Source organism: Enterobacter sp. SENG-6 (assembly GCF_001605945.1).
Lineage (GTDB): Bacteria > Pseudomonadota > Gammaproteobacteria > Enterobacterales > Enterobacteriaceae > Enterobacter > Enterobacter cloacae.
In genome coordinates, this window is sequence record NZ_LOMM01000009.1 from 62,836 (window position 1) to 80,347 (window position 17,512).

The window sequence follows — 17,512 nt, forward strand, 5'->3', positions numbered from 1 at the left end:
ATTAATGATGTTTACTAAACCAGAATATAAGCCCTGTTAATTAGTGTGGATGCTATTATTTTGTGCATTCAATCAAAATAGTGCTTAATAATGCTCGTTATCGTGGTGTAGAAAGAGGATGCTAATAAATATAACGTCGATAAGGAGGATGGGATATGTACGGATTTATTGCGAGACAACCCATTTTTAACCCGGATATGAATACGGTAGCTTATGAACTGCTTTTCAGGGATGGGATGGCAAACCGTTTTCCGGATGTATCGGCAGAATATGCAACATCCAGAATGATATCCGACCATTTTTTATCTGTACCGTCTCAGCGTATCGCCGGGACACAGACCTTGTTTATCAACTTTCCATCCAGAATGGTCATCGACCGCAGCGGTGAGGCGCTGGACAAGGAGAGCGTGGTCATTGAGATCCTTGAAGATGCCGTTCCCGGCGAGGCATTATTGCAGGCCGTGAAAGAGATGAATGCGCACGGATATCGCTTTGCGCTTGATGATTTTACCCTCGCGCCGGAATGGGATCGCTTTTTACCCTATATTTCTGTACTTAAATTTGATGTCAGAAATTATACCTTAGCGCAAATTCAGGATTACCTGCGTACACGTAAAAGCCTGACCCACCATATAAAGTATCTCGCTGAAAAAGTTGAGACTAAAGAGGAATTCAAACGCTATCGTGATGCCGGTTTTTCGCTTTTTCAGGGTTACTTTTTCTGTCGCCCTGAAGTGATTAAATATAAGCGCTTATCACAAAATCAACTGGCGATTTTCCGCCTGCAGATGGAAGTAGGGCGGAATAAACCTGATTTTCGGATCATCGAGTCGTTAATAAAAACCGATCTCACCTTGTCCTATAAAATCATGCGTTATATGAAACACACGGCGTTTAAACACGTCGGTGCCTGCAATTTTAGCAAGTTAACGCTCAGCGAAGTCCTCAGGTATCTGGGGGAAAATCAGCTGCGACGCTTTGTTGCGGTGGTGGTGCTGGCCAGTGCCGGCAACGACACCGTCGACGAGCTGTATCCTCTGAGCATGATGCGGGGCAAATTCTGTGAGCTGATTGCTGAGAAGATGCCTGCGCCGGGGCTCGCGGAAAACGCGTTTATGTGTGGCCTGTTCTCTCTGCTTGATACCTTGCTTGAATTGCCAATGGCGGAGTTGATGAAGCAAATTGCGGTGCCGCAGGCTGTCAGCCAGGCCCTGTGTCATCAGGAAGGCGTGTTAGCCGATATGGTGACGCTGTGCCGCCACTATGAACAGCAGGAGTGGGAGGAGGCGGCCAGGATAGCGAACGGTCTTGGGCTGTCGGATGACGACGTTGTGGATGCCATGAGAATGGCGACGATCTGGGCGGGGGAAAATGCGGCGGGTTAAGGCCCCTCACGGCGTGGCGACGTGAGGAGCCAGACTGCGGCCCTTATCGGCCGGCTTTTAATTTCTGGTAATACTCTTCATACAGACGGCTCGCGTCGCCGACATCGTTTTGCCATTCACCTTTGCTGATGGTGTCGGCATCCGGGTAGAGGGACTTATCATTCGCCACTTCAGGCTTCAGCAGCTTGCGGGCGGCCAGGTTTGGCGTCGGGTAGCCAATAGTCTCGGCAACCTGCTTCGCCACGTCCGGGCGCAGCAGGAAGTTAATGAGCTTCAGGGCACCGTCAACGTTTTTCGCATTCGCGGGAATAGCCAGGCTGTCCATCCAGAAGATACCGCCTTCTTTCGGCCAGACAACCTCCAGCGGCGTACCGGCCTGACGCGCAACCCATGCAGAGCCGTTCCACACCATGCCGAGATTCACTTCCCCTTCCATGTACGGATTCGCCGGGTTATCGGAGTTGAACGCCGCCACGTTAGGCATCAGTTTTTTCAGCTCGTTATAGGCCGCTTCAATCTCTTTCGGGTCCGTTGTGTTGCCCGAGTAACCCAGCTTGCGCAGCGCCACCTGGAACACTTCACGGGCATCGTCGGTTAACAGCAGGCTGCCTTTGTATTCAGGCTTCCACAGGTCGGCCCACTGGGTGACGGTTTTAGGATCGATTGCTTCGCTGTTAACCCCGATGGCGGTCGCACCCCAGATGTACGGAATGGAGTAGTCGTTGTTCGGATCGAACGGTTTGTTGAGCATCTGCGGATCGAGGTTGTTGAAGTTGGTCAGCTTCGACTTGTCGATCTTCTGGATCATGCCCTCTTTACGCATCTTGTCGACGAAGTAGGTCGATGGCACCACCAGATCGTACGCGCCGTCCTTGTACGTTTTAAGCTTGGCGTACATGGTTTCATTGGACTCGTAGGTAGAGTAGATGACCTTAATGCCCGTCTCTTTGGTGAACTGCTCCAGCAGACCCGGCGGCACATACTCAGTCCAGTTATAGAAGTAGAGCGTTTTGCTGTCATCAGCGTGCGCGACGCCCATTCCGAGCACCAGTGCCGCAGCGGCAAGCATTTTTTTCATTTCATTGTCCCCTGAGATTTTGTTTTATCACGAGCAATAATCTGGCTGGCAATCACCAGTACCAGAGAGAACACTAACAGTATGGTCGCCAGCGCGTTCACCTCAGGCGAGACGCCGACTTTCACCATCGAATAGATTTTCAACGGCAGAATTTCATAGCTCGGCCCGGTCACGAAAGAGGAGACCACAACGTCATCCATCGACAGGGTGAAGCTGAGCAGCCACCCGGCCGCGACGGCGGGCATCGCCAGCGGCAGGATAATTTTGCGCAAAATGGTCATCTCGCTGGCGCCGAGATCTTTCGCGGCCTCCAGCATACGCACATCAAAGCCTTTCAGGCGTGCATAGACCGTCACCACCACAAATGGCAGGCAGAAGGTGATGTGGGAAAACAGCAGCGACCAGAAGCCGAGCTGGACACCCAGCAGCATAAACAGTACCAGCAGAGAAATCGCCATGACGATATCCGGTGACATCATCACCACAAACAGCATGCCGCTGACGAACGGTTTACCGCGAAAGCGGTAGCGATACAGTGCCACGGCGGTGAGAGAACCAATCAGCGTGGCGAACGTTGCTGAAAAAATCGCCATCGTTAATGAGTGCTGCGCGGCCTGGAGCAGGCTGTCGTTGTTCATCAGCAGGCTGTACCAGTTAGTGGTAAAGCCCTGCCAGTTGATCCCGAAGCGTGAACTGTTAAACGAGTTCACGATCAATATGATAATCGGAATATACAGGTAAGCGTAAATGGCGGTCATAAAACCGCCGCGAAGCAGTCGACCGATCATTCGAGTTCCACCTTCTTATTCAGCAGCCGTGAAGCGCGCCAGTAAACCAGCAGCATCAGACCCATCACCACCGTCAGCGTAATGCTGGTGGCGGAGCCGAACGGCCAGTCGCGAATGTTAAGGAACTGGCTCTTAATCACGTTTCCGATCAGCAGGTTTTTCGCACCGCCCATCAGGTCAGAGACGTAGAACAAGCCCATCGCCGGAAGCATCACCAGCAGACAGCCCGCGATAATGCCGGGCATCGTCAGCGGAATGATAATGCGGAAAAAGGTCTGCAGCTTATTCGCCCCCAGATCTTTGGCCGCTTCCAGCAGCGGTTTATCCAGCTTCTCAATGCTGGAGTAGAGCGGCATCACCATAAACGGCAGCAGGATATAGACCAGACCAATAATCACCGCACCCGGGGTAAACATAATGCGGATTGGCGTATCAATCACCCCCAGCCACAGCAGAAACTCGTTCAGATAGCCTTTGGTGCTGAGGAAAATTTTCAGCCCGTAGATGCGAATTAAGGAGTTGGTCCAGAAAGGCACAATCAGTAAAAAGAGCAGCAGCGGGCGGATTTTTTGCGGCAGACGCGCCAGGAACCACGCGAAGGGATACCCCAGCACCAGGCAGGCAACGGTGGCGATCAGCGCCATATTCAATGAGTGCAGCAGCACATCAAAGTAGAGCGGATCGAGCAAACGTGAGTAGTTATCCAGCGTAAAGACCAGCGCCACAAAGTGGGCATCGTCGCGGGTCAGGAAGCTGGTGGCGATGATCATCAGGTTGGGTAAAAAGACAAACAACACAAGCCAACCGACGATCGTGGCAATCACCACATTCTGGAATTTACTTGTGTTCTTCATCAGCCAGCACAACCTCCCAGCTTTCTACCCAGTTAATTACCATTTTCTGATCGAGCGAATGATCGAAGTCCGGGTCGTCCTCGTTAAAGAACTCGCTGACCATCACCATCTTACCGTTTTCCAGTTCGACAACGGATTCCAGCGTCATCCCCTTGTAATTACGCTCGCGGATATAGCCGATCAATCCTTCGGCTTGCGCATTGCCGTGGATCTCCTCGACGCGCAGATCTTCCGGGCGTAACAGCACGTTGAGCTTTTGTCCCTTCTCAACGGCAAAGTTAACGGTGATATTGCACTCGCGGCCTTCGACATTCGCCCGAACGCGCTGCTCATCCAGACGCTCGATAACCGTGGCGTTGAAGATATTGATCTCGCCAATGAAGCTGGCCACAAACAGGTTTTTCGGCTCTTCGTAGATTTCGCGCGGCGTGCCGTCCTGCTCGATTTTGCCATCACGCATCACCACGATACGGTCGGACATGGTGAGCGCTTCTTCCTGGTCATGCGTCACAAAGACGAAGGTGATGCCCAACTTACGCTGCAGGGCCTTAAGCTCGTTCTGCATCTGCTTGCGCAGTTTGTAGTCCAGCGCGGAGAGGGACTCATCCAGCAGAAGCAGACGCGGTTTGTTGACCACCGCACGGGCGATGGCCACACGTTGCTGTTGACCACCAGACAGCTGATGCGGCTTGCGTTGAGCAAACTCCTCCAGCTGTACCATCCGTAGTGCCTCGGTCACGCGCGGCGGGATCTCGCTGGCCGGTGTTTTTTGCATCCGCAGACCAAACGCAACGTTTTCAAACACGGTCATGTGCGGGAACAAAGCATAGCTTTGAAAGACGGTGTTAACGTGACGATCTTCAGCGGGGACCTGGGTAATGTCCTGCTTTTCAAGGTGGATATGGCCGCTATCGACGCTTTCCAGCCCGGCGATAAGGCGCAGTACGGTTGTCTTGCCGCAGCCAGAAGGGCCAAGCAGCGTGAGGAACTCACCATCATTGATGGTCAGGTTGAGGTCGGAAATGACATCTTTACCATCAAAACTTTTACGAATTCGTTCCAGTTGCACCAGCGGTGAACGTGAACGGGATTGAGTATTCAATTTTTGCGCTGTCCCATATAGACGCTCCGGGCAGCAGACCGAAGCGGGGTTTGTGTGTAACCACCTTGGTGACTCGTAATGAGGGCGGACATTCTACGGCAAACCACTGTAATCGCCAATCCTTGTCACTGATTCATAAGCTACATTTACTGACGTACACGATATAAACGGAAAATATTCTCGTTTGCGGGATAAAAGTGACCTGACGCAATATTTGCGTTTTGATGCTTATTGATAATGTTGTCACAAAAAGTGAGGGTGACTGCATGGATAAATTACTTGAGCGTTTTTTACAGTACGTTTCGCTGGATACCCAATCTAAACCGGGTGTCCGCCAGGTGCCAAGCACCGAAGGCCAGTGGAAGTTATTAAACCTGCTCAAAGAGCAGCTTGAGGCCATGGGGCTGGTCAATGTCACCCTGAGCGAAAAAGGCACTGTGATGGGAACGCTGCCTGCCAACGTCCCCGGTGATATTCCGGCGATTGGCTTTATCTCCCATGTCGACACCTCTCCGGATTTTAGCGGTAAACATGTTAATCCGCAGATTGTGGAAAACTACCGTGGCGGTGACATTGCGCTGGGAATAGGTGACGAAGTGCTTTCGCCGGTAATGTTCCCGGTGCTGCACCAGCTCCTTGGGCAGACGCTGATCACCACGGATGGCAAAACGCTGCTGGGGGCGGATGACAAAGCGGGTATCGCGGAGATCATGACGGCACTGGCGGTGCTGAAAGGAAAAAATATTCCGCACGGTGATATCCGTGTGGCCTTTACGCCGGATGAAGAGGTGGGCAAGGGGGCGAAACATTTTGATGTCGGGGCCTTTAACGCGCAGTGGGCCTATACCGTGGACGGCGGTGGCGTGGGCGAACTGGAATTTGAAAACTTCAATGCTGCATCCGTGACCATCAAAATTGTGGGTAATAATGTGCATCCTGGCTCCGCCAAAGGTGTGATGGTGAATGCGCTGTCGCTGGCGTCCCGTATTCATGCGGAAGTCCCGGCGAATGAGAGCCCGGAGCAGACCGAAGGTTATGAAGGTTTTTATCACCTGACCAGCATCAAAGGCACGGTGGACAGCGCGCAGATGCACTACATCGTGCGTGACTTTGACCGTAAAGCGTTCGAAGCACGCAAGCGTAAGATGATGGAAATCGCGAAGAAGGTGGGTAAGGGGCTACACCCGGACTGCTATATTGAGCTGATTATTGAAGACAGCTACTACAATATGCGCGAGAAGGTTATGGAGCATCCGCATATCCTGGATATCGCCCAGCAGGCCATGCGCGACTGCGATATTGAACCGGTGCTGAAGCCGATTCGCGGCGGCACCGACGGTTCGCAACTGTCCTTCATGGGATTGCCGTGCCCGAATCTCTTTACCGGGGGATACAACTACCACGGTAAGCATGAATTTGTGACGCTGGAAGGAATGGAAAAAGCGGTGAAGGTGATTGTGCGGATTGCGGAGTTAACCGCGAAGCGTTAGCCACATTAAGCCGGGTGGCGGCTTCGCCTTACCCGGCCTACATTCGGATCGTAGGCCCGGTAAGCGCAGCGCCACCGGGCATAAAGGCAAGGAGTGCCCATGTCAAACTACCGTCGCCATTACGTCCCCGGCGGCACCTGGTTTTTTACCGTCAACCTGCAAAACCGGCAGAGCGATTTACTTACCCGCCATATTGATAGCCTCCGCCAGGCCACCTCATCGGTGAAACGATCAAAGCCCTTTACGATTAATGGCTGGGTGATCCTTCCTGAACATATGCACTGTATCTGGACCTTGCCGGAAGGTGACAGCGATTTTTCCGGGCGCTGGCGTGACATCAAAAAAACGTTCTCACGAAACATTGAAATGCGCCACATCTGGCAGGCGCGTTTCTGGGAACATACCATCCGCAACGACAATGATTACCGCCGACATATGGATTACATCTACCTCAACCCAGTAAAACATGGGTACGTTGGTAAGGTCGTCGACTGGCCGTTTTCAACGTTTCATCGGGATGTACGGGAAGGGTTGTATCCGGCGGATTGGGCCGCGGAGATTGTGGATTTTGCGGCGGGGGAGTGGAAGTAAAAACGCCGGGTAAGCGCAGCGCCACCCGGCAATACATTACAACTCAGTCCTCAAAGAACCAATACCCGCTGTTGACCAGCGCGGCAAGCATGGCGAGGAAAGAGGGATCTTCCAGGGCGTCGCCAAAGGTATCGGCAGTCAGTACCAGATGGCTGGCGATGGCTTCCAGCGCCGGGCGATGCGGAGAATCCAGCTTCTCGCCGTTGACGAAGACATCTTCACCGATGCGCAGCACGCGTAACCCACCCAGGCGAACCAGCTTGTCACCCTGCTGCAGCGCATCATAAATCTCGTCGGCCTGGTACGGCGGCTCCGGAGGTGCCACATCCAGTTCGTGACGTGACTGGCTGATAAATTCACCAAACCACTGTCTGAAATGTTCCGGCTCGTTGATCAGATCCAGCATCATGCCGCGCAGCTTATCCAGTTCTGCTGGCAGAATGTCTGCCGGATGCTCGCGGGAAGGCACATCCGGATCGCTGTAGCGATGGCTGCCCAGCTCGCGTTGCAGAACGTAATCGGCAAAACCGCTGATCATCTCACGACCACTTGGCGCGCGGAATCCGACAGAATAGTTGAGGGAGTTTTCCAGCGAGTAGCCTTCATGCGGGAATCCTGGCGGAATATAAAGAATATCTCCCGGCTCCAGCTCTTCGTCGATGATCCCGTCAAACGGATCCACCTGAAGCAGGTCAGGATGCGGGCAGTGCTGTTTCATCGGCACTTTTTCACCCACGCGCCAGCGACGGCGGCCGGTCCCCTGAATGATAAACACATCGTACTGATCCAGATGTGGGCCAACGCCGCCCCCTGGCACGGAGAAGGAGATCATCAGATCGTCCATTCGCCAGTCGGGCAGGGCGCGGAATGGGCGCATTAAGGCTGCCGTCGGCTCGTGCCAGTGGTTGACCGCCTGCACCAGTAATGACCAGTTATTTTCACCGAGGTGATCGTAGCTTTCGAAAGGACCATGGCTGACCTGCCATTTTCCATCCTGGTGGCTCACCAGGCGGCTGTCGACTTCGTTTTCCATGGCCAGGCCAGCCAGTTCATCAGGCGAGATAGGGTCGACAAAATTGCTGAACCCGCGCTTAAGAACTACCGGGCGTTTCTGCCAGTAGCGTTCAATAAACTCGGGCCAGTTCAGTGCTAAGTGATAATCCATATTTTTTTATTCCGCAGGCTCTTACTGAGTCGGATTATAACGGAAGCGCAGAAGCCTGGGTGCGAGATCCGCGCATTTTTCACATAACGGGCTAACTATCGTTCGATGTGGGCTGCTGACGGCCAAAAATCACTTCCATTCTGGCACCGCCAAGTAAACTTTCACCGGTTTCGATTTTGCCGTCGTACTGGTCGACAATCTCGCGTGCGACGGACAACCCCACCCCCTGGCCGGGACGCAATGTATCCGCACGCTGACCGCGATCAAATACCACGTCACGTTTGTTTCGCGGGATCCCCGGGCCATCGTCCTCAACAATGATGTGCAGCTCGTTGTCCGTCTGACGGGCGGAAACCTCCACGAACTCCAGACAATATTTACAGGCGTTATCGAGCAGGTTACCCATCACCTCCATGAAATCATTCTTTTCGCCGACGAAACTGATTTCAGGAGAGATATCGAGACTGATGTTCACCCCTTTACGCTGATACACCTTATTCAGCGCAGAGGTCAGGTTATCCAGCAGTGGTGCCACGGGGTGCAGCTCCCGGCTCAGCAGGGCGCTGCCGGAACGCATGCTGGCGCGATGAAGATAGTAGCCAATTTGCTGCGAAATACGACTGATCTGCTCAAGCATCACCGGCTCGGCATCATCGACGCTCATTCTGGAGCTGCGCATGGATCGCAGGGTGCTTTGCATGACGGCTAGCGGGGTCTTCAGGCTGTGAGTGAGGTCAGTCAACGTGGTGCGGTATTTATCGTAGCGCTCGCGTTCACTTTTCAGCAGGCGGTTAAGGTTACGCACCAGACTTGTTAGCTCACGCGTTGTCTCAGGATTAAGCTTCTCGCGATGATGCTCCTCCAGCTCGCGAACCTCTTTCGCCAGCGATTCAATCGGGCGCAAACTCCACCAGGCGGCAATCCACAGCAGCGGTATGACCAGCAGCAGATTGGCAGCCAGCACGTAGACGAACCAGCCCCAGACCCGATAAGAGCGTTTAAGCTCGACGGGGATGGTATCCACCACCACGATGGTCAGCTGCGGCATGTCAGGCGTGGCGGGATAGAGGTTGATGGCGACGGAGTGGGTCATTTCTGTTTCGGCGTCATCGGCGCGGATCTCATTCAGCTTTTTTTGCAGAGAGCGATCTTCGCGCAGCAGGCTGCTGGTGGTATTCAGATCGGCTTCAATTTCATGAAATCCGTTGGTTTTAAGCCATTCCGGGCGGATGCTTTTCACCAGCCAGGGAACATCACGCTGTGCCCACAGCAGTTTCCCTTTTTCATTGTAAATCAGCGCCAGCGTGGGACTCTGCTGGTTAAGATTCTCCGGCATTTCGACGCTGATCTGGTTGTTTTCCCACTTTGCGAGGGTATAAAACAGGTTGCTCTCACCGCGCAGCAGACGAAAGGTCGTTTTATCAAAGCTGACGCTGTAACCAACCAGCGCCACCATGCCGTAAGAAAGCGACAGCACCAGCACAACAGCGGCTGTGGCCAGCAAAAAACGAACCCGCAGTGAAAGGGGCATAATGTGCCGCATTAGTCGTTTCATTTAGCGTAATTCGAACAGGTAGCCCTGACCGCGCACGGTTGTGATCACATCATGCGGATACTGCGCCTGAATCTTCTTACGCAAACGGCCCATCAGCACATCAATGGTGTGACTCTCACGCAGTTCGGCATCCGGGTAAAGCTGGAGCATTAAGGAGTCTTTGCTCACCACTTTACCGTTGTTACGGATCAGCGTTTCCATGATGGTGTATTCGAAGGCCGTCAGTTTGATGACTTCATTGTTGATTGAGAATTCCCGACGGGAGAGATCCACCTGGAAAGGTGGAAGGGAAATCACCTGGGAGGCGAGCCCGCTGTTGCGGCGTAACAGTGCCTGCATGCGTGCCGCCACTTCTTCAATATGAAACGGTTTGGTGACGTAATCATCGGCACCGGCACTGAGCACTTCCACTTTGTCCTGCCAGCCTTCACGCGCGGTCAGCACCAGGACAGGAAGGGAGACATCGTGGCTGCGCCAGCGGCGAATCAATGACAGTCCGTCTTCGTCAGGTAACCCGAGATCAACGATGGCGATATCCGGCAGGTGTTCATTGAGATAATAATCGGCTTCTTTTGCATCTTCCGCATCATCCACCTGATGTCCCATCTCCTGAAGCTGAACCTTCAGGTGATGACGTAGCAATGCGTTATCCTCAACAACCAGTACGCGCATCATCTTTCTCCCAGAATTAATAGTATGAATAGTTTAACGCTGATTATGTTGTTGTGGGGATAAACATTGAGTAAACCGGGGAAAAAGCAGCCCCCTTTTCGGGCGAAAAGGGGGCGGGGGAGATTACTTCAGCTCGTCGACCATGGTGATGGCGCGGCCAATGTAATTCGCTGGTGTCATCTCTTTCAGGCGGGTTTTTTCCGCTTCCGGCAATGCGAGGCTATCGATAAACTGTTTCATACCTTCCGCATCGACACGTTTACCACGGGTCAGCTCTTTCAGTTTTTCATACGGTTTTTCGATGCCGTAACGACGCATCACGGTCTGGATCGGCTCGGCCAGCACTTCCCAGTTGTGGTCCAGCTCGTCCAGCAGACGATCGCGGTTCACTTCCAGCTTGCTCACCCCTTTCAGGGTGGACTGATAGGCGATCAGCGCATAGCCAATCCCCACGCCCAGGTTACGCAGCACGGTGGAGTCGGTCAGGTCGCGCTGCCAGCGGGAAACCGGCAGTTTGCTCGCCATATGCTGCAACACGGCGTTGGCCAGACCCAGGTTGCCTTCGGAGTTTTCGAAGTCAATCGGGTTCACTTTGTGCGGCATGGTTGAAGAGCCGATTTCACCGGCGATGGTCTTCTGCTTGAAGTGGTTCAGCGCGATATAACCCCACACGTCACGGTCGAAGTCGATCAGAATGGTGTTGAAGCGGGCGATACAGTCGAACAGCTCGGCGATATAGTCGTGCGGCTCAATCTGAGTGGTGTACGGGTTCCACTGAATTCCCAGGGAGGTCACGAACTCTTCACTGAACTGATGCCAGTCCACTTCCGGGTAAGCGGCGATATGGGCGTTGTAGTTACCTACCGCACCATTGATTTTACCGAGGATCTCAATCTGTTCCAGTTGACGATACTGACGCTCCATACGGTATGCCACGTTAGCCATCTCTTTACCCATCGTCGATGGCGTAGCGGGCTGACCATGGGTACGGGAGAGCAGGGGAATGTCGCGGTATTCCACAGACAACGCTTTCACCGCGTCAATGATTTTACGCCAGTAAGGCAGAACCACCTCTTTGCGCGCGGTAGAGAGCATCAATGCGTGAGACAGGTTATTGATGTCTTCAGAAGTACAGGCGAAGTGAATGAATTCAGACACCGCGTGCAGCGCCGGAACGCTTGCCACTTTCTCTTTCAGGAAGTACTCAACCGCTTTTACGTCGTGGTTGGTGGTACGTTCAATGGTCTTGATGCGAGCAGCATCTTCTTCATTGAAGTCAGCAACGATTTTATCAAGGTAATCGTTTGCCTGGGCGTCAAAAGCAGGAACTTCCTTGATTGCTGCCTGGGCGGCCAGCTTTTGCAGCCAGCGTACTTCAACCTGAACACGGAACTTCAGCAGGCCATATTCGCTGAAGATCCCGCGCAGCGCGCTGACTTTATCGCCGTAGCGTCCATCGACAGGGGATACGGCGGTCAGTGAGGATAATTCCATAATTCGCAACTCCGGGAGGTTAACAATGAGCAAGAATTTGTTTTGCCTGAGTCGTCAGGCGATTACGAGAAAACATTAACTGCAGGCGGCCACCGCCAACCTGATGCCACAGCACGGCGGCACGGATACCGGCCAGCAGCGAGGCGCGTACTTTTGCCTGAACCTGCGGGCTTTGTAGTACGGCAGGTGAACCGGTGACCTGGATACGCGGGCCCAGCGGGCTGATGACATCAACATAAATACCGGCCATGGCGCTCAACAGCGTTTCAGACTGCAGATCAAAATGGTCGAGCTGACGCTGCAATCCGGCAATGCGGTCACCCAACGTATTCAGCGCGCCTTTCGCTGCGCTGAGTTTACGTTCCAGCACCATCAGGCTTAATGTATAACGGGTAAGCTCCGCGTTTAATCCCTGACGGCTGCTGGCATTAAGCACGCCAAGCAAGGTTTCAAGACCGAGACGAAGATTGGTTTCGCTGCCACCAAAGACACCCAGGGTTGAACCAGGGCTGAGATCGATAACGCTGTTGAGCGAAACGTGCAGCGCGTCGGCGTCACAATGACCCTGATGCGCCAGCTGTTGCACCAGACGGGCTGACTGACAAATTCCTGCCAGTGCCAGGGTGATGTCATAATAGTTCTTCGCCACACGTTCTCCTTTATGTGTGCAATCGGGTTAAACGGCCGGCAGCGGCAGGCGCTGTTCTATGATCCCACCACCCAGGCAGATATCACCGCTGTAGAAGACGGCGGACTGGCCCGGCGTGACGGCTGCAACTGGCTCGTCAAAACGCACGTCAATGCGATCGTCATCCAGCGCGGTAATGGTGCAGGGGATATCCGTCTGACGGTAGCGTGTTTTTACCGTGCAGCGCAGGGTACCTTTGAGCGGTTCACGGTCGACCCAGTGCAACTGTTGCGCGATCAGGCCAACGGACATCAGACGCGGATGGTCGTGCCCCTGAGCGACGATCAGAATATTGTTTTCGACATCTTTGTCGACCACGTACCACGGATCTTCGCTACCGTCTTTGGTACCGCCGATACCCAGGCCTTTACGCTGGCCGAGGGTATGGTACATCAGCCCCTGATGCTGGCCAATTTCGTCGCCATCGACGGTGACAATTTTGCCCGGCTGCGCAGGCAGGTAGCGACCAAGGAAATCGCGGAATTTGCGCTCGCCAATAAAGCAGATACCGGTGGAGTCTTTTTTCTTCGCGGTGATCAGATCCAGCTCTTCAGCAATTTTACGGACTTCTGGCTTTTCCAGCTCGCCAACCGGGAACAGGCTTTGTGCAATCTGTTCATGGCTTAACGTATAAAGGAAATAGCTCTGATCTTTATTACCGTCCAGACCGCGCAGCAGCTGGCTTTTGCCGTTCACATCGGCGCGACGCACGTAGTGACCGGTCGCAATATAGTCTGCGCCCAGATCTTCCGCCGCGAATTCGAGGAAGGCTTTAAATTTGATCTCTTTGTTGCACAGAATATCCGGGTTTGGGGTACGGCCCGCTTTGTACTCTTCCAGGAAAAGCTCAAACACGTTATCCCAGTATTCTGCGGCAAAGTTAACGGTGTGCAGTTCTATGCCGAGCTTGTCGCACACGGCCTGCGCATCGGCGAGATCCGCAGCGGCAGTGCAATATTCCTCGCCATCATCTTCCTCCCAGTTCTTCATGAACAGGCCCTCCACCTTATAGCCCTGTTGTTGCAACAGGTAGGCGGAAACGGAGGAATCGACACCGCCGGACATGCCGACGATCACTTTTTTCTGGCTGTTATCTGACATGGAATACTCACGACATTGAACTTCAAGGCGGCGTATTCTATCACGCCCCCCCACCATTGACACCCTCTGTAAACGGCCAGTTAAATTCTGCGATGACCTCCAGCGGCAAGCGTGCGCCTGACTGCCAGCAGCGGATGCTTTCGGCAACCAGCGGCGAGCGCAGGTTTGGCGCGTTCAGGATCTCGTCGGCGGTGACCCACAGGCAGCGATCGATATCATCGTCGTGAGGCTCAGTGGCGCACGTTTCGCTAAGCTCGACGGCAAATAAAAAACGCAGGAAGGGCGTTTTATCAGGCGCAATCCACTGATGCATACGAATGAAGTGCTGAGGCTCCGCGCGGATGCCCGTCTCTTCCCAGAGTTCACGTTTTGCGGCCTGTAATAAGGTTTCATTGGCTTCCAGATGCCCGGCTGGCTGATTCCACAGCGCTTTGCCGTTAATGCTCTCTTCTACAACCAGGAATTTCCCCTGCGCGTGAACCACACAGGCGACCGTGACATGAGGTTTAAACATATTGACTCCTTAAGGGGCAACGTCCCGCCATTCACCGTTAGCCAGGGAATCCAGGGTGTAACTGCCCATGGCATAGCGAATCAGGCGCAGGGTAGGGAAGCCCACGTGGGCGGTCATGCGCCGAACCTGACGGTTGCGGCCTTCATAAAGGGTGATTTTGAGCCAGCTGGTGGGAATAGATTTGCGCTCGCGAATGGGCGGGTTGCGCGGCCACAGCCACTCCGGTTCATTCACGCGTTCAATACCTGCGGGCAGGGTGGGGCCATCGTTTAACGTCACGCCGTTGCGGAGTGCGGCGAGCGCCTCTTCATCCGGCTCACCTTCCACCTGCACAAAGTAAATTTTGCCGGTGCGTTTTCCGGGCTGCGTGAGTTTTGCCTGTAGGGCTCCGTCGTTGGTTAAGACCAGCAGACCTTCGCTATCGCGGTCCAGACGACCCGCGGCATAAACGCCCTGAACAGGAATGTAATCCTTTAACGTGCTGCGCCCGGCTTCGTCGGTAAACTGCGGCAACACATCGTAGGGTTTATTGAACAAAATAACCCGCTTTGGCTGGCTTTCTTGCGGTCTTCTGGCGGCTTGTCGTGAGCTGAATCGCTCAACCCGGTGTTTTGTAAAAGAAGTTTTCTTCATGGTATTTTCAGGCGTTATCAATTGCCGCATTATAGCCTAATAACGAAGACCTTTCATGGCGCAGGACAATCAGGTACTATCGAAGGGCTCATTACAATTTATTAACATAAGATCAGTAACAACCAGAAGCGCTCGAAGGAGAGGTTAATGGAAAGCAAAGTAGTTGTTCCGGCGGAAGGTAAAAAGATCACCCTGCAAAACGGCAAGATTAACGTTCCTCACAATCCGATCATTCCATTCATCGAAGGTGATGGTATCGGTGTAGACGTTACCCCGGTAATGCTTAAAGTGGTTGATGCCGCTGTTGAGAAAGCCTACAAAGGCGAGCGTAAAATTTCCTGGATGGAAATTTACACCGGTGAAAAATCTACTCAAGTTTATGGCCAGGACGTTTGGCTGCCAGCAGAAACGCTGGACCTGATCCGCGACTACCGCGTTGCTATCAAAGGCCCACTGACGACGCCAGTTGGCGGCGGTATCCGTTCCCTGAACGTGGCACTGCGTCAGGAGCTGGACCTGTACGTGTGTCTGCGTCCGGTTCGTTACTATCAGGGCACCCCAAGCCCGGTTAAGCACCCTGAGCTGACCGATATGGTTATCTTCCGCGAAAACTCAGAAGACATCTACGCGGGTATCGAATGGAAAGCTGACTCTGCTGACGCAGAAAAAGTGATTAAATTCCTGCGCGAAGAGATGGGCGTGAAGAAAATTCGCTTCCCTGAGCATTGCGGTATCGGCATCAAGCCGTGCTCCGAAGAAGGGACCAAACGTCTGGTGCGCGCAGCAATTGAATACGCGATCACCAACGACCGTGACTCTGTGACCCTGGTTCACAAAGGCAACATCATGAAGTTCACCGAAGGCGCGTTCAAAGACTGGGGTTACCAGTTGGCGCAAGAAGAGTTCGGCGGTGAGCTGATCGACGGCGGCCCATGGCAGAAGATCAAGAACCCGAACACCGGGAAAGAGATCATCATTAAAGATGTTATCGCCGATGCGTTCCTGCAGCAGATCCTGCTGCGTCCAGCGGAATACGACGTGATCGCCTGTATGAACCTGAACGGTGACTACATCTCCGACGCCCTGGCTGCACAGGTTGGCGGTATCGGTATCGCCCCAGGCGCGAACATCGGTGACGAATGCGCCCTGTTCGAAGCAACCCACGGTACTGCACCAAAATACGCAGGCCAGGACAAAGTGAACCCAGGCTCTATCATCCTGTCCGCAGAGATGATGCTGCGTCATATGGAATGGTTCGAAGCCGCAGACCTGATCGTTAAAGGTATGGAAGGCGCGATTAACGCGAAAACCGTAACCTACGACTTCGAACGTCTGATGGAAGGCGCTAAGCTGCTGAAATGTTCAGAGTTTGGTGACGCGATTATCGCGAATATGTAATCCAGATTCTGGGTTAAACAAGAACGGGAGCTTGCTGGCTCCCGTTTTTATTTTGTGTGAAACCGGTATCACGACTACCACGGAAATTTCATAAAAAAATTCATACTCAGAACATTCCCGGGAAATAAGCGAAAGCGAGACTATAGCTTCTGACAGAAATGGCTATGTGAGCGCATCAGCGTTATTCGCTCTCGAAAGCGAACGGTGTGGAAATGTTATCCGGCATGACGTTAGCAGTCATAAATACTTTGGGAATGGACGCAACTGTTCGTATTATGTCCCTGAAAGATTTAATCAGGAGAAATTGATATGGAAGAGGTTATTTATGTTATCGATGATGATGATGCATATCGGTCGTTTGTTGTTCAGTTCTTAACAGCCGCGGGCTATCAGACGTTTGACTTCAGTAATGCCGAAGAATTTTTATCCTCTCCCATCGTTGATCATCCTTCATGCTTAATCCTTGAATTAAACCTTCCGCGTATGAATGGCTTTGACGTGATGGATGCACTCAAAGTGCGTGGATGCGCTATACCGGTACTCATTCTGACGAAGAGCGGCTCCATCCCTTCCTGCGTACGGGCAATGAAAGCAGGCGCCCGGGATTTTTTGACCAAACCGGTCGAACCTGAACAACTTTTGCGCGTGGTGAATGAGGTATTGATCGACGCGACAAACCATTTTCTGGAACAGCAACGGTTATTTGAACTGTGCAAAAATTACCAGGCGTTGACGCGACGTGAGAAACAAATTTTTGAGCTGGCAATTAATGGCTTGCAAAATAAACAAATCGCATCGGAACTGGGCATAACAGAAATTACGGTGAAGGTACATCGACGCAGGGTGATGGATAAAATGCAGGTTCGTACGTTAGCGGATCTGGTGCATGCTGCCGGCACGTTGCAAATCGGTAAATCCCGATGTCCACCCCGCAGGCTTTATTGATAACGCGGCGATCGTCACCGGACAGTTTATATCACCCTGACATTCATTCAGATTATTGT

General features: G+C 53.0%; 17 protein-coding genes. 5 read left to right on the forward strand and 12 right to left on the reverse strand.

Annotated elements, in window-relative coordinates; genetic code table 11:
* Window positions 1-155 precede the first annotated feature (155 nt).
* Window positions 156-1,385 (forward strand): EAL and HDOD domain-containing protein, encoded by a 1,230-nt coding sequence (locus AX755_RS05720; protein WP_058679145.1) that lies wholly within the window; start codon window positions 156-158, stop codon window positions 1,383-1,385.
* Window positions 1,386-1,428: 43 nt separating this feature from the next.
* Here AX755_RS05720 and potD read toward each other — a convergent pair whose 3' ends face one another.
* Genes potD through potA form a run of 4 tightly spaced genes read right to left on the reverse strand, consistent with a single transcriptional unit; the run spans window position 1,429 to window position 5,207 of the window.
* Entirely contained in the window at window positions 1,429-2,463 is a 1,035-nt protein-coding gene (potD, locus tag AX755_RS05725) for a spermidine/putrescine ABC transporter substrate-binding protein PotD (protein ID WP_013097092.1), read from the reverse strand.
* Window positions 2,460-3,251 carry a spermidine/putrescine ABC transporter permease PotC gene (gene potC, locus AX755_RS05730; protein ID WP_013097091.1) on the reverse strand — a complete coding sequence of 264 codons (792 nt, stop codon included), beginning with the start codon at window positions 3,249-3,251 and terminating at the stop codon, window positions 2,460-2,462. Before potC ends, potD begins: the two co-directional genes overlap by 4 nt.
* Window positions 3,248-4,105 carry a spermidine/putrescine ABC transporter permease PotB gene (gene potB, locus AX755_RS05735; RefSeq protein ID WP_040019558.1) on the reverse strand — a complete coding sequence of 286 codons (858 nt, stop codon included), beginning with the start codon at window positions 4,103-4,105 and terminating at the stop codon, window positions 3,248-3,250. The genes potC and potB overlap by 4 nt, the downstream gene beginning before the upstream one ends.
* Entirely contained in the window at window positions 4,089-5,207 is a 1,119-nt protein-coding gene (gene potA / locus AX755_RS05740; protein ID WP_013097089.1) for a spermidine/putrescine ABC transporter ATP-binding protein PotA, read from the reverse strand. Before potA ends, potB begins: the two co-directional genes overlap by 17 nt.
* Window positions 5,208-5,473: 266 nt before the next feature.
* On the opposite strand from potA, the gene pepT reads away from it, so the two are divergent.
* Window positions 5,474-6,697, forward strand: a complete 1,224-nt coding sequence (gene pepT, locus AX755_RS05750; RefSeq protein ID WP_062856435.1) for a peptidase T — start codon at window positions 5,474-5,476, stop codon at window positions 6,695-6,697.
* 99 nt (window positions 6,698-6,796) lie between these two features.
* Window positions 6,797-7,288 carry an REP-associated tyrosine transposase gene (locus AX755_RS05755; protein WP_038979836.1) on the forward strand — a complete coding sequence of 164 codons (492 nt, stop codon included), beginning with the start codon at window positions 6,797-6,799 and terminating at the stop codon, window positions 7,286-7,288.
* A 43-nt stretch (window positions 7,289-7,331) separates the two neighbouring features.
* Here the strand turns inward: AX755_RS05755 and AX755_RS05760 are convergent, their stop codons facing one another.
* The 8 genes from AX755_RS05760 to rluE form a co-directional block, all read right to left on the reverse strand.
* Window positions 7,332-8,453 (reverse strand): ribosomal protein uL16 3-hydroxylase, encoded by a 1,122-nt coding sequence (locus tag AX755_RS05760; protein ID WP_014831472.1) that lies wholly within the window; start codon window positions 8,451-8,453, stop codon window positions 7,332-7,334.
* 91 nt (window positions 8,454-8,544) lie between these two features.
* Complete coding sequence (gene phoQ, locus AX755_RS05765; RefSeq protein ID WP_029881973.1) at window positions 8,545-10,008, reverse strand: two-component system sensor histidine kinase PhoQ; 1,464 nt, start codon at window positions 10,006-10,008, stop codon at window positions 8,545-8,547.
* Window positions 10,009-10,680, reverse strand: coding sequence for a two-component system response regulator PhoP (gene phoP / locus AX755_RS05770; protein ID WP_013097083.1), 672 nt, complete (start codon window positions 10,678-10,680; stop codon window positions 10,009-10,011).
* Window positions 10,681-10,803: 123 nt separating this feature from the next.
* Window positions 10,804-12,174: an adenylosuccinate lyase gene (purB, locus tag AX755_RS05775; RefSeq protein ID WP_062856436.1), complete on the reverse strand. Its 1,371-nt coding sequence runs from the start codon at window positions 12,172-12,174 to the stop codon at window positions 10,804-10,806.
* Window positions 12,175-12,193: 19 nt separating this feature from the next.
* Window positions 12,194-12,823 (reverse strand): high frequency lysogenization protein HflD, encoded by a 630-nt coding sequence (gene hflD / locus AX755_RS05780; RefSeq protein ID WP_062856437.1) that lies wholly within the window; start codon window positions 12,821-12,823, stop codon window positions 12,194-12,196.
* Window positions 12,824-12,850: 27 nt separating this feature from the next.
* The gene (gene mnmA, locus AX755_RS05785; RefSeq protein WP_013097080.1) at window positions 12,851-13,963 is read right to left on the reverse strand and encodes a tRNA 2-thiouridine(34) synthase MnmA; all 1,113 of its coding nucleotides are present in this window, start codon (window positions 13,961-13,963) and stop codon (window positions 12,851-12,853) included.
* A 40-nt stretch (window positions 13,964-14,003) separates the two neighbouring features.
* On the reverse strand, window positions 14,004-14,477 hold the full coding sequence (locus tag AX755_RS05790; RefSeq protein ID WP_029881976.1) for an NUDIX hydrolase: 474 nt from the start codon (window positions 14,475-14,477) through the stop codon (window positions 14,004-14,006).
* 9 nt (window positions 14,478-14,486) lie between these two features.
* Entirely contained in the window at window positions 14,487-15,140 is a 654-nt protein-coding gene (gene rluE / locus AX755_RS05795; RefSeq protein WP_029881977.1) for a 23S rRNA pseudouridine(2457) synthase RluE, read from the reverse strand.
* 117 nt (window positions 15,141-15,257) lie between these two features.
* Here rluE and icd point away from each other — a divergent pair, with 117 nt between their 5' ends.
* Together icd and AX755_RS05805 are read left to right on the forward strand one after the other, a co-directional pair.
* Window positions 15,258-16,508, forward strand: coding sequence for an NADP-dependent isocitrate dehydrogenase (gene icd, locus AX755_RS05800; RefSeq protein WP_062856438.1), 1,251 nt, complete (start codon window positions 15,258-15,260; stop codon window positions 16,506-16,508).
* Between the two features lie 309 nt (window positions 16,509-16,817).
* Window positions 16,818-17,453 carry a response regulator transcription factor gene (locus AX755_RS05805; RefSeq protein ID WP_062856439.1) on the forward strand — a complete coding sequence of 212 codons (636 nt, stop codon included), beginning with the start codon at window positions 16,818-16,820 and terminating at the stop codon, window positions 17,451-17,453.
* Window positions 17,454-17,512: the final 59 nt, after the last annotated feature.

What these genes read in the sequence shown, in the direction of transcription:
- AX755_RS05720 (WP_058679145.1), top strand. Translation starts at nt 156, where the DNA reads ATGTACGGATTTATTGCGAGACAACCCATTTTTAACCCGGATATGAAT.
- potD (WP_013097092.1), bottom strand. Translation starts at nt 2,463, where the DNA reads ATGAAAAAAATGCTTGCCGCTGCGGCACTGGTGCTCGGAATGGGCGTC.
- potC (WP_013097091.1), bottom strand. Translation starts at nt 3,251, where the DNA reads ATGATCGGTCGACTGCTTCGCGGCGGTTTTATGACCGCCATTTACGCT.
- potB (WP_040019558.1), bottom strand. Translation starts at nt 4,105, where the DNA reads ATGAAGAACACAAGTAAATTCCAGAATGTGGTGATTGCCACGATCGTC.
- pepT (WP_062856435.1), top strand. Translation starts at nt 5,474, where the DNA reads ATGGATAAATTACTTGAGCGTTTTTTACAGTACGTTTCGCTGGATACC.
- AX755_RS05755 (WP_038979836.1), top strand. Translation starts at nt 6,797, where the DNA reads ATGTCAAACTACCGTCGCCATTACGTCCCCGGCGGCACCTGGTTTTTT.
- AX755_RS05760 (WP_014831472.1), bottom strand. Translation starts at nt 8,453, where the DNA reads ATGGATTATCACTTAGCACTGAACTGGCCCGAGTTTATTGAACGCTAC.
- phoQ (WP_029881973.1), bottom strand. Translation starts at nt 10,008, where the DNA reads ATGAAACGACTAATGCGGCACATTATGCCCCTTTCACTGCGGGTTCGT.
- phoP (WP_013097083.1), bottom strand. Translation starts at nt 10,680, where the DNA reads ATGCGCGTACTGGTTGTTGAGGATAACGCATTGCTACGTCATCACCTG.
- purB (WP_062856436.1), bottom strand. Translation starts at nt 12,174, where the DNA reads ATGGAATTATCCTCACTGACCGCCGTATCCCCTGTCGATGGACGCTAC.
- mnmA (WP_013097080.1), bottom strand. Translation starts at nt 13,963, where the DNA reads ATGTCAGATAACAGCCAGAAAAAAGTGATCGTCGGCATGTCCGGCGGT.
- AX755_RS05790 (WP_029881976.1), bottom strand. Translation starts at nt 14,477, where the DNA reads ATGTTTAAACCTCATGTCACGGTCGCCTGTGTGGTTCACGCGCAGGGG.
- rluE (WP_029881977.1), bottom strand. Translation starts at nt 15,140, where the DNA reads ATGCGGCAATTGATAACGCCTGAAAATACCATGAAGAAAACTTCTTTT.
- icd (WP_062856438.1), top strand. Translation starts at nt 15,258, where the DNA reads ATGGAAAGCAAAGTAGTTGTTCCGGCGGAAGGTAAAAAGATCACCCTG.
- AX755_RS05805 (WP_062856439.1), top strand. Translation starts at nt 16,818, where the DNA reads ATGGAAGAGGTTATTTATGTTATCGATGATGATGATGCATATCGGTCG.